The sequence below is a fragment of the Gemmobacter nanjingensis genome (assembly GCF_014652195.1).
Classification (GTDB): Bacteria; Pseudomonadota; Alphaproteobacteria; order Rhodobacterales; family Rhodobacteraceae; genus Gemmobacter; species Gemmobacter caeni.
Window position 1 is genome coordinate 201335 of record NZ_BMYI01000004.1, and the last position, 11968, is coordinate 213302.

General features: G+C 62.4%; 8 protein-coding genes. 6 read left to right on the forward strand and 2 right to left on the reverse strand.

Going from position 1 to position 11968, the window contains the following annotated elements:
* Positions 1-9: 9 nt before the first annotated feature.
* Positions 10-2154: a TonB-dependent siderophore receptor gene (locus tag IE126_RS09900; RefSeq protein ID WP_189380860.1), complete on the forward strand. Its 2145-nt coding sequence runs from the start codon at positions 10-12 to the stop codon at positions 2152-2154.
* 34 nt (positions 2155-2188) lie between these two features.
* On the opposite strand, the gene IE126_RS09905 is transcribed toward IE126_RS09900, so the two are convergent.
* Positions 2189-2650 carry an Lrp/AsnC family transcriptional regulator gene (locus IE126_RS09905; RefSeq protein ID WP_108129126.1) on the reverse strand — a complete coding sequence of 154 codons (462 nt, stop codon included), beginning with the start codon at positions 2648-2650 and terminating at the stop codon, positions 2189-2191.
* A 121-nt stretch (positions 2651-2771) separates the two neighbouring features.
* On the opposite strand from IE126_RS09905, the gene IE126_RS09910 reads away from it, so the two are divergent.
* Together IE126_RS09910 and IE126_RS09915 are read left to right on the forward strand one after the other, a co-directional pair.
* On the forward strand, positions 2772-4850 hold the full coding sequence (locus IE126_RS09910) for a transketolase C-terminal domain-containing protein (RefSeq protein WP_189380861.1): 2079 nt from the start codon (positions 2772-2774) through the stop codon (positions 4848-4850).
* Between the two features lies 1 nt (position 4851).
* The gene (locus tag IE126_RS09915) at positions 4852-6015 is read left to right on the forward strand and encodes a dihydrolipoamide acetyltransferase family protein (protein ID WP_189380862.1); all 1164 of its coding nucleotides are present in this window, start codon (positions 4852-4854) and stop codon (positions 6013-6015) included.
* Positions 6016-6146: 131 nt separating this feature from the next.
* On the opposite strand, the gene IE126_RS09920 is transcribed toward IE126_RS09915, so the two are convergent.
* Entirely contained in the window at positions 6147-7055 is a 909-nt protein-coding gene (locus IE126_RS09920) for a LysR family transcriptional regulator (protein WP_054302998.1), read from the reverse strand.
* A 203-nt stretch (positions 7056-7258) separates the two neighbouring features.
* On the opposite strand from IE126_RS09920, the gene IE126_RS09925 reads away from it, so the two are divergent.
* From IE126_RS09925 to IE126_RS09935, 3 genes are all read left to right on the forward strand, one after another.
* Positions 7259-7981, forward strand: a complete 723-nt coding sequence (locus tag IE126_RS09925) for an isochorismatase family protein (RefSeq protein WP_189380863.1) — start codon at positions 7259-7261, stop codon at positions 7979-7981.
* Between the two features lie 74 nt (positions 7982-8055).
* Entirely contained in the window at positions 8056-10134 is a 2079-nt protein-coding gene (locus IE126_RS09930; protein ID WP_054302996.1) for a hydantoinase/oxoprolinase family protein, read from the forward strand.
* 12 nt (positions 10135-10146) lie between these two features.
* Entirely contained in the window at positions 10147-11934 is a 1788-nt protein-coding gene (locus IE126_RS09935) for a hydantoinase B/oxoprolinase family protein (protein WP_189380864.1), read from the forward strand.
* Positions 11935-11968: the final 34 nt, after the last annotated feature.

Consider the following 11968-nt stretch of genomic DNA (forward strand, 5'->3'; position numbering starts at 1 on the left):
GGACCCGTCATGTCAGGACCTATGATCTTTTCCCGCTGCCGACGCCCGCTGCTCGCGTTTGCCCTTTGCGGCGCGGCTTTCACCCCCGCATCGCTTCATGCTGAAGAGGCCGTCAGGCTGGGCACGATCTACCTTGAAGGCGGGGACGGTGGCGCGATCTCGGGCGGAACGGGCTATACTGTCAGCGAAACCGCGACCGGCATAAAGGCTGGCGTGCCGGTGACCGAAGTGCCACAGGCCGTTGGCGTGGTGACCGAGCAGGAACTGAAAGACCGTGACCCGGTCCAGATCGAGGATGCGCTGGCCTATGTGCCGGGTGTGACGGCATCCGTCTGGGGGGTGGATGACCGCTATGACCAGTTTGCCCTGCGGGGATTTGATCTGGGCACTTCGGGCATCTACCGGGATGGCCTGCTGAACAAGGCGATGAACTTTTCGGGCTTCAAGGTCGATCCGTTCATGGTGCAGCGCATCGACGTGCTGAAGGGGCCGTCCTCGGTGCTGTACGGGTCGAATGATGCGGCAGGCATGGTGAACATCATTACCAAACGGCCGGTCTTTGCCCCCTTTACCGAGGCGCGTCTGTCCTATGGCTCGCATGATACGGTCGAGGCGGGTCTGGACACCGGCGGCAGCAACGCGGATCAGACACTCGCCTGGCGTCTGACCGCGCTGACCCGCGAGGGGGCCAATGCCGAGAAGAACACCCGCGACGACCGCGATCTTCTGGCGCTTGGCCTGACCTGGGCGCCGACCGACCGCACATCGGTCACCTTCCTTGGGCACATCCAGCGCGACCGGCTGGCGCCCAACAGCTTCATCCCGGTCGCGGGCGAGGATTATCCGGCGGAAAAGGGAGAGCTGCCCGCTTCCTTCACCAATGCCCAGCATCCGTGGAACCGTTTCGACACCGAACAGGCCTCGATTGGCTGGCAGGCGGAACATGCCTTCAACGATGCGCTGAAGCTGCGGCAGAATTTTCGCTATGCCCGGCAGACCACCGACTACCGGCACATCTATTTCAACGGGATGATCCTGCCGGATTACACGCCTTCGGACGACACGATGAACTTCGCGGCCTTCTCGGTGGACGAGACGGCGAAGACCGCCGCGCTGGATACGCAGCTTGAGTATCGCTCGACCCTCGCGGGGGGCGAGAACATCCTGACCTTCGGTATCGACCTGTCGCGGCGCGAGGTTTCGGGCAGGATGGGCTGGGACAACAGCTATTCCGTGCCGGTCAGCGATCCGTCCTATGATTTCGTGGTGACCGCGCCCGGCATCTATCAGGACAACACCACCAAGGTGATCGAGAAGGGCCTCTACCTGCAGGACCATCTCCGGTTTTCCAACGGGGTGACGGTGACCGGCGGATTGCGGCGGTCGTGGGTGGAAAATACCACCGACAACCATCTGTCGGGCTCCACCAGCCGGCAGGACGATACTGCCACCACCGGCATGATCGGTGCAACCTGGGATCTGGGCAACGGCTTCGTGCCCTATGCGAGCTATGCCGAAAGCTTTACGGTGAATATCGGCAGCAGCTTCAGCGGTGAGCAGTTCCGGCCGACCGAGGGCAAGCAGGTCGAGGTCGGTCTGCGCTATCGCCCCGAAGGCAGCAACCTGCAATTCGCGGCGGCGCTGTTCGACATCACCAAGACCAATGTGCTGACCTCGGACCCCGGCAACCCCGGCTTCTCGGTACAGACCGGTGAAGTCCGGCATCGGGGCGTGGAGCTTGAGGCGCGCGGACAGGTCACCGAACAATTGTCGGTGGTGGCAGGCTACACCTATCTTGATGCCAGGATCACCAAATCGAATGACGGCGATGCGGGCAACCGCACTCCGCTGGCGCCCAAGCATCAGGCTTCGATCTGGGCGGATTACGCCTTCGCGGGCAAGGCCGAGGGGCTGAGCCTCGGGGCTGGTCTGCGCTATGTCGGTGAAACCTGGGGCGATACGGCGAATACCCGGTCAGTGGATTCATATGTTCTGGCCGATATGGCGCTGCGCTATGACTGGGAGGGTTATTCCGCCGCGCTTGGTGTGACCAACCTTTTCGACAAGGATTATGCGGCGACCTGCGATGCATCGGTCGGTTGCATCCGGGGCGAGGGGCGTGAAGTGACACTGACCCTGTCGAAACGGTTCTGACACAAGGCATGACCGGGCGGAGCGACCCGCCCGGTCAGACCGGGATGGCGGTGGTGTGCTTCACCCGCCGCAATACGAAGATCGACGATGAACTGGCGATCGCCTCGTGATCCAGAATTCCGTGCATCAGCACCCGTTCATAATCTGCCACGTCCTGCGCCACGATATGCAGTAGATAATCCCAGTCGCCGCTGATCGAATAGCATTCGATCACAGCCTCCTGCCGGTCAATGAACGCCTCGAAGGCGGCGCGCATTTTGCGGGTCTGAGCGTTCAGCCGGATCTGGCAGAAGATATCCAGCCCGCGGCCCAGCCGGGCCGGATCGACCAGTCGGATTTCGGGGCCAAGAACCCCCGCTTCCTCAAGCGCCTTCACACGCCGCCAGCAGGATGCGGCAGAAGATCCGATCCGTTCGGCCAGGTCCTGATTGGACAGGCCGGCCTCGCGCTGCAAGGTTTCAAGGATTTTGCGATCCATCGCATCTATCTGGGTCATATGGTTCGCATTCGTGGCATGAGTGAACTGTCTGTATCGAATTTATCCTGAATCTTGGAAGATATGAAAGAAAATTTCGCGTTTCCTGCTGTAGAATCCTTCAAGGATGAAGGAGGGCGCGATGGCAGGAAACACGGCAAGGATCATGCGGCGCAATGCGCCCGAGGTTGCGGTGGACTGGCAGGCGGTGTTGCGACACATGGCTCTCAGCCGCGCGCTGGACGCGATGGAGGAAACCCGCCTCGTCCCGGAAAAGAAGGTGCTTTACCAGTTTTCGGCGCGCGGGCACGACATGGCGCAGATCCTTCTCGGTCTGCGGCTGGACGGCAGGCATGACGCGGTCTGCGGCTACTACCGCTCGCGTCCGCTTCTGCTGTCGCTGGGGGTGGACCCGGAAGATGCGCTGGGGTCGGCGATGGGCCGGGCAGGGGGCTATTCCGACGGGCGCGATATTGGCGTGGTGTTCAACCATCCGAACCCGAATGGTGCAACCGCCCTGCCGATGTGCGGCGGGGTCGGCGCGCAATACACGCCGACCGCAGGCTGGGCGCAGGCGCTGGAGTTTCATGCCCGCGTGCTGGGTTCCGCCGAACATGGCAGCTCGATTGCCGTCGTTCTGGGCGGCGATGGCTCGGTTGCCTCCAACGGGTTCTGGTCGGCGCTGACCATGGCTACTACGCAGCGCCTTCCGATGCTGTTATATATCGAAGACAACGGTTTCGGCATTTCCGTCGCTTCGACCATGCAGACGCCGGGCGGCAATATCGCAGCCAATCTTGGGTCATGGCAGGGGCTGAAGATCTTTGCGGGCGATGGCACCGATCCGGCGGAAGCCGCGCAACTGACGGCCGATGCGGTGGCCTATGTGCGCGAGGAACGTGCGCCCGCCATGCTTCGCCTCACCGTGCCGCGCCTGCAAGGCCACAGCTTTCAGGATACGCAGGCCTACAAATCCGAAAAGCTGGTGCAGGCCGAGCGAGCCCGCGACCCCTGGGACAAGTTGAAGGCCTTCCTCGTCCCTTCGCGGATGACTGCGGCAGAGTGGGAAGCGGCGGTGCAGACTGCCGCCGAAACCGCCGAAGCCGCGCGCCTTGCCGCCGAGGCGCGTCCGGTGGCCGAGCCGACCACCGTGTTGCGGCATGTTTTTGATGATGGCGAAATGCAGCAGATGGGCGGCTTGCGCCCCGCTGGCTGGGAGCCGCCGCCGATGTCCGACACGCCCCGGCCCGAAGGCCAGCGGCTGAATATGGTCACCGCCATCCGCCGCGTACTGGAGCAGGAGCTTGCCTCCAATCCCCGCATGGTGGTGTTTGGCGAGGACGTCGGGCCGAAGGGCGGGGTTCACGCCGTAACGCTGGGCTTGCAGGACAAGTTCGGAGGCGAGCGGGTGTTCGACACCTCGCTGTCCGAAGAAGGTATCATCGGCCGGGCGGTCGGCATGGCGCTGGCGGGTCTGTTGCCGGTGCCGGAAATCCAGTTCCGCAAATATGCCGAACCGGCCACAGAACAGCTGAATGACTGCGGCTCGATGCGCTGGCGCACCAACAACCGCTTTGCTGCGCCCATGGTGGTACGGATGCCGGTCGGGTTCTTGAAATGTGGCGACCCCTGGCACAGCCAGACCAACGAGGTCGCCTTCATCCACAGCCCGGGCTGGAAAGTGGCGGCGCCCTCGAATGCCGAGGATGCGGTGGGTCTGTTGCGCAGCGCCTTGCGTGGCAATGATCCGGTGATCTTTCTGGAACATCGCGCCATGCTGGATCACCCCTGGGCGCGGCGCCCCTGGCCGGGTGACGATTACGGTCTGCCCTTCGGCAAAGCGCGGCTGGTGGCGGAAGGGCGGGGGGCCACGCTGGTCACATGGGGCGGCATGGTGGATCGCTGTCTTGAGGCCGCGAATGGCCTGTCGGTCGATGTGATCGACCTGCGCACGCTGATGCCATGGGATCGCGCGGCGGTTCTGGCCTCGGTTGCGCGGACCCATCGCTGCCTGATCGTGCATGAAGACCTGCAAACCGCCGGCTTTGGCGCAGAAATTGCGGCGGTGGTCGCCTCGGAAGCCTTCACTGCGCTGGATGCGCCGGTGGAGCGTCTGACCATGCCCAATATTCCCAGCCCGCATAACCCGGCTTTCCTGAATTGGGCCGTGCCCTCGGTGGCGGCGATCCGGGCGAAGCTCGAAGATCTGATGGGGTTCTGACATGATCGATGTTCTTGTCCCGCTGGAGCAGGAAGGCACTGAGGCGGTGATTTCCAACTGGTTGAAGGCGGTGGGCGATCAGGTCGCGCTGAACGATCCGCTGGTTGAGCTGGAAACCGACAAGGTTTCGGTCGAGGTGCCTGCGCCCGTGGCCGGGCGGCTGGCGGAAATTCTGGTCGCGGCAGGCAGTCAGGCGACTCCGGGCATGGTGCTGGCGCGGATAGATACCGCTGACGCTCGGGTCGAAGTGGCGTCGCCGCAACCGCAGGCGGCGCCGGATCAGCCGGATATGTCGGGCTGGCATTCGCCTGCGGTGCGCAAAGCGCTGGCCGAAACCGGGCTGGACCCGGCGGCGATCACCGGCTCGGGCCGGGGCGGCAGGCTGACGCGGGCCGATGTGGACCGGGCGGCAGCCAGCGCACCCGTTGTCGCCTCACCGGCACCCCGGCCGAAACCCGCGCCGGTATTGCAGGGCCAAAGCGTGCCGCATGATACCATGCGGCTGGCCATTGCCCGCAACATGCAGAAATCGGTCAGCGAGGCGCCGCAGGTGACAGCGGTGTTCGAGGCGGATTTCAGCGCGATCATGGCCCATCGCACCGCCCACCGGAAAACGTTCGAGGCGCAGGGCATCGCGCTGTCTTACACTGCCTATATCGTTCTGGCGGCGGCACAGGCGATGCAATCTGTACCTCAGGTCAACAGCCGCTGGCATGACAGCCATCTGGAGCTGTTCAGCGACATCAATATCGGTGTCGGCACAGCCCTGGGCGACCGCGGACTGGTGGTGCCGGTGCTGCGCCGGGTACAGGATCTTTCGCTTCAGGGGGTGGCCGCACAGCTTCAGGATCTGACCGGCCGCGCGCGTGAGGGCAGGCTGACCCCCGAGGATATGCGGGGCGGAACATTCACCATCTCGAACCACGGGGTCTCGGGTTCGCTGCTCGCCGCGCCAATCCTCATTCACCAGCAACAGTCCGCCATCCTTGGGATTGGCAAGCTGGAAAAGCGTGTTGTCGTACGCGAAGTTGGTGGGATCGACACCATCCAGATCCGCCCGATGGCCTATGTCTCGCTGACCATCGACCATCGTGTGCTCGACGGGCATCAGACGAATGCATGGCTGACACGTTTTGTGGACGCGCTGGAAAACTGGCGCGGCTGAGCGGAAGAGCGGTGCGTAAGAGGGTCGACGACAGGCGCGGTGCCGATTTTCCCGGCCAAAGTACCCTGGATGACAGTCCCGTCATATCGCGGGATGCGGTGCCCGACGATCTGCGTCGGGTGACTGCGGCTTTACGGCGAAGCAGATTGTATCCCGATCTGCCTTGCCACCTGAACGAAGGCTTGCACCTGAGGCGACTTGTTTGCACGTTTCCAGACCAGCACCGTCCGGCTGCGGAACGACGGATGCATGATTTGCCGGACTTCTACGGCGCGGCCGAGAAACCCGATCAGGCTTTCGGGATAGATTGTTATACCAAGCCCGGCAGCCACCAGGCCGTTGAGAGCCAGGGTATTTGACGCTTCAAGCGCCACGTTCAAAGCAATGCCCTCGGCCGAAAACAGATCGTTCAGGCGCCAGCGGTATTCCTCCCATTCCCGCATGTTGCCCAGGATGACCGGCTGGTCTGCAAAATCTGAAGGGACGATTTTGGGGCGTAACAGAAGCGGATGGTTGCGGGGGGTCACGACATAGAGCGGTTCGGAGGTCAGCTGAAGCGCGTGGAAATCCGGGTGATCGAAGGGACCGATCATATAGCCGACATCCACCTCTCCGTTTGCAAGGGCGATCTTCTGGCCCTGCGTGCGGATATATTCCAGCCGGACATCAATATAGGGATGCGCCCGCCTGAAGCGCAGGACGGCCGAGGGCATCAACTCGGTCGCGGCGAATGCCATGTAGGCGATACGCAAAAGCCCGGACTTGCCTTCTGCGAGGCGCCGGGCAGCCTGAATGGCTTCATCATAGCCGCGCAGCAATTCGGAGTTGTCGGTGAAGAATCTCTGGCCCGCCTGCGTCAGCGAGACTTCCCGTGTCGTCCGGTCCAGCAGGCGGAAGCCGAGGCTTTGTTCCAGCTTCTGAATGCGGCGGCTGAGGGCCGATTGGTCAAGGTTCAGCCGCTCTGCCGTACGCCGGAAATTCAGGTCCTGTGCAAGGGCAAGAAATGTCTGGATGTTTTCAAGGCCAGGCAGTGTCTTCATGCGATTGGTCCCGTTCGTCGCGGTGATTTGAGTGATGCAAATTATGCATCAATAAAGGATGAAGCGTCATTTCACAGCCGTCAATCTGCCTGCCAAATTCTGTTTCAGGGCCGCCGAACCCAAGCTCCCCAAGGTCGTCGGCAGCTCGGAACATTCGATTGCGCTTGTGCGTGATCGGCATCAGAGGATGACAGGAGACTAGAATGAGCGATGTTGACGCGAAGGAACTGGACCGGCTGTTGCAGCAGGCTTTCGACACGGCCAGCAAGCTGTATCAGCAGCGTGGCTTCCAGCGCCGCGTGGGCTTTGGCAGGCGTCCTGCACTGGTGAGCGTCGACCTCGCCAATGCCTGGACCCGTCCCGGCAATCCCTTCACCTGCGATCAGGAGAAGATGGATAACGAGATCATCCCCGGCATGCAGAAACTGCTCAAGGCCTTCCGCGCCGCGCACCTGCCGGTCGTGCATGTGACCACGGCCTACGAAATCACCGACCGCAAAGCCGATTTCACCGACATGGGCCTGTGGCACAACAAGATTCCTGTCGATGTGGTGGATCTGAAGAACAAGGATCTGTGGGCGATCGACAGCCGCATTGCGCCGGTCGATGGCGAATATACCCTGCTGAAGAAGCGCGCCTCGTCCTTCCATGGCACAGAACTGGCGGGTATCCTTCGGGCGAACAATGTGGATACGATCCTCGTGACCGGCGTGACGGCCTGCGCCTGTGTGCGTCAGACCATCTGCGACGGCATTGCGGACGGCTTCCGCACCATCGCGGTCAAGGAAGCCATCGGTGACCGCGTACCGGGCGCGGTGGCGTGGAATCTGTTCGATATCGACGCCAAGTTCGGTGACGTCCACACCGTCGATGAATGCGTGGCCTATATCGACAGCCTCGCTGCGCAGAGGGTCGCTGCCGAGTGATCGTCATGCCGGGCCGGAAGGCCCGGCATTTGCCATTCGCCCGAAAGAGGCGAGCAAACGACAGGAGAGCTGAAATGGCCAGAATTGGCGTCGACGTCGGCGGAACGAACACCGACCTCGTGCTGGAATGCGCGAAGGGCGTATTCTACCACAAGATTCCCACGACCCTGAAGAACCAGTCCATAGGCGTGGTCGAAGGCGTGCAGGGCATCTGCCGCAAAGCGGGCATTGATCCGGCCGAGGTGGAAACCATCGTCCATGGCACCACCACCGCGACGAATATCACGATCGAACATAACGGTGCCGAATGCGGGATGATCACGACCGAAGGGTTTCGCGACATCCTGCACATCGGGCGGCACAAACGGCCCTATAACTTCTCTCTCCATTTCGATGTGCCGTGGCAAAGTCAGCCTCTGGTCAAGCGGCGCAACCGGATTCCGGTGGCCGAGCGTATCCTGCCCCCCACGGGCGAGATCGCGACCCCTCTTGACGAACGGGCCGTGCGCGATGCCTGCGCGGTGTTCAGGAAGCGCGGGATCAATTCGGTCGTCATCGGCTTCATGTTCGCCTTCCTGAACGACGCGCATGAGGTACGGGCCAGGGAAATCGTGCTGGAAGAGATGCCCGACGCCTATGTCACCCTGTCGTCCGAGGTTGCCAAGGTGATGCGGGAGTATGAACGTTTCTCGACCGCCGCGATGAATTCCTATGTCGGACCCAAGACCGCCTTCTACCTGCGTGACCTCGACTCGCGGCTGCGCGAGGCGGGGGTGAAGTCCAAGCTTCGGATCATGCAGTCGAATGGCGGTGTTTCCACGGTCGAATCCTGCGCGAGGCGGCCCATTCGCATCCTGATGTCCGGCCCGGCGGGCGGGGTTATCGGCGGCGCTTCCGAAGGCGCGATGGCGGGTGAAGCCAACATCATTACCGTCGATATCGGCGGAACCTCGGCAGATATTTCCACCATTCCTGCGGGCGCGGTGAAGATCATGAACCCGCGCGACACCTATGTGTCAGGCCATCCCGTGCTGACGCCGATGATTGACCTTGTCACCATCGGTGCGGGCGGCGGATCGGTTGCCTATATCGACGAGGCGGGGGCTTTCCATGTCGGCCCGCGTTCGGCCGGATCGGAACCGGGGCCTGCCTGCTATGGCCGTGGCGGCACCGAACCCACTGTAACCGATGCGCAGATCGTGCTGGGACGGCTGGACCCAGATATGGCGCTGGGGGGCGATCTGAAGCTGGATGCAAGCCTGTCTCACAAAGCGATAGAGGAAAAGATTGCCGTTCCGCTGGGCATGACGGTCAAGGAGGCGGCGCTGGGAATCATCCGTATCATCAACAACAACATGGCGCTGGCGATCCGGTCAAACTCGGTCGCCCGGGGCATCGACCCGCGTGAATTCTCGATCATGCCGTTTGGCGGGGCGGGTCCGCTGCATGGTGTCGCGCTGGCCGAGGCGATGTCCTGCAAGGACGTGATCGTGCCCGTCGCGCCAGGCATCACCGCCGCAGTCGGGCTGTTGAAGACCGATCTGCAATATGAACACACCGAAGCGGTGATCGTCGAATTGCTGAAGGCGGGAGAGGCGGAATTTGTGCGCATCAATGCTGCCGTCGCCTCCCTGCGGGACCGGGTTCAGGCAGAACTGGACAATGACGGCATTCCACGCGACCAGCAGACCATCACCGTGATTGCGGAATGCCGCTATCATGGGCAGGGTTTCGAATTGCGCGCGGTGATGCCCGAAGGGCCGGTTGTCCGGCAGAATGTGCATGTCATCACCGACAGCTTCCACGACCAGCATCAGCAGGATTATGGCTACAGCTACCGCAAGGCCGAAGTGGAACTGATCACGCTTCGGGCCATCGGGTCCGCTGCGGTCCGAAGGATCGAGATCCCGGCAATCCCTCGGACCGACGGTTCCGGCATCGACCGTGCGCTGATGTTCGTGCGCCCGACGACCTTTGATGATGGCCGGACGCTGGAAACCCCGCGTTATGACCGCACGAGGCTTCTGGCGGGTGACCGCGTTCCGGGACCGGCGCTCTTGCACCAGCACAACGCGACGACCCTCGTCCCGCCCGGCTATGTGGCCGAGACGCTGGATTACGGGAACACCCGCATCCGCCTGATCGGCGCGTAAGGAGACACGCCCATGAATGTCATGACCAATCCTGATGCCATCACCGTCGATCCGATCACGCTGCAGGTGATCCGCGGCAGCTTTGAAACCATTGCGGAAGAGATGGGGCACGTCCTCTATCGCATGTCCTTTTCCTCGATCATCCGAGAAAGCCAGGATCTTGGTGCGGGTCTGTTTGATGTGAACTTCAACACGCTGTGCGAGTCGGAATCGACGCCCATGCATATCGGGTCGATCCCCGGCTATCTGCGGGGCATCGCCGAAACGCTGGAGGATGACACATGGTACGAGGGGGATGTGGTCGTTCATAACCACCCCTATTTCGGGTCCAGTCATACGCCCGACCTCGCCATCGTGGTGCCTGTTTTCTATCAGGGACGGCTGGTGGGCTTCGCGGGCAACACGGCGCACCATGTCGATATTGGCGCCGCGACGCCGGGCCTGATCATCGATGTGCCCGACGTCTATGCCGAAGGTATGCTTTTCGCGGGGACCAAGCTCTACCGCAAGGGTGAACCCAACAACGCGATGTGGAACTACATCCGCCGCAACAGCCGCGCCGCACAGCAGCTCGTGGCGGATATCGAAGCGCAGATTGCCTCGGCCCGGCTGGGGGCGAAGCGGTTTGTCGAGCTGCTCGACAAATATGGTGAGGCAACGGTCTTCGGTGCGGCGAACCAGTTGATGGATTATGCCGAACGCATGACGCGACAGCGCATCAGCGAAATTCCCGATGGCGACTATACCGCCGAAGGCTGGCTGGACGATGACGGGCGCAACCGCGACAGGCAGCTGAAGGTCAAGGTCACTGTCCGCGTGCGGGGGGATGAGGTGGAGGTGGATCTGACGGGTTCCGCCGATCAGACGCCGACCGCCTATAACGTGCCCTTCGAGGGGTCGACCAAGGTCGCGGCTTATGCAGGGTTTCGCAAGCTCCTGCTGGATGCCGCCACCTCGGATGTGCGTGTCCCGTCGAATGAAGGGTCTTTCCGCCCGATCAGGGTGACAGCGCCTCTGGGGTCGATCTTCAACCCCCGTGCCCCCGCCAGCGCGGAGGCACGCTTTACCCAGTGCAACCGCATGATCGACCTGATTATCCGCGCGCTGGCCCCTGTGATGCCGGAAAAAGTGATTGCAGGGTCTTCGGCCTCGATCAGCTTCGCGGCCTATTCGGGCGTGCGGCCGTCCGGTGAATACTGGGTGTTTCTTGAGGTCAACGAAGGCGCCTATGGCGGGCGTCCCCGTTCGGATGGTCCTGACAGCATTGACAACCTGATGGCCAATACGCGCAACAACCCGCTTGAAGATCTTGCGATGCATATTCCCATGATCTGCGACCGCTATGAATTGCGCGACGACCAGCCGCCCGGCGCTGGAGAGTTCCGTGGCGGTATCGGGGTGGTCAAGGCTCAGCGGGTGCTGACGACCGCCTTCATCACCCACGAATCCGAACGGCACACGGATGCGCCCTGGGGCATCTTTGGCGGGCGGGACGGGACGGTGGGCCGCTGCACCATCACCAACCCGAACCGCCCCGGAGACCTGCGCGAGATGCCGTCGAAGTTCTCGGGTCTGGCTGTCGAGGCCAATGATGTGATGACCTACTACAGCCCGAACGGCGGCGGGTACGGCGATCCGCTGAACCGTCCGCCCGTAAAGGTGCTGGAAGACGTGCTTGACGGGTTCTGCACCGTCGCCGATGCGCGCGAGGTATATGGGGTCATCCTCGACATTGACGCCGAAACGGTGGACATGGCCGCGACTGAAAAGCGCCGTGCCGCCATGCAGAAAGCCAGCTGACAGCGAAAGGGGCCGCCGCATGCGGCCCCTTCTC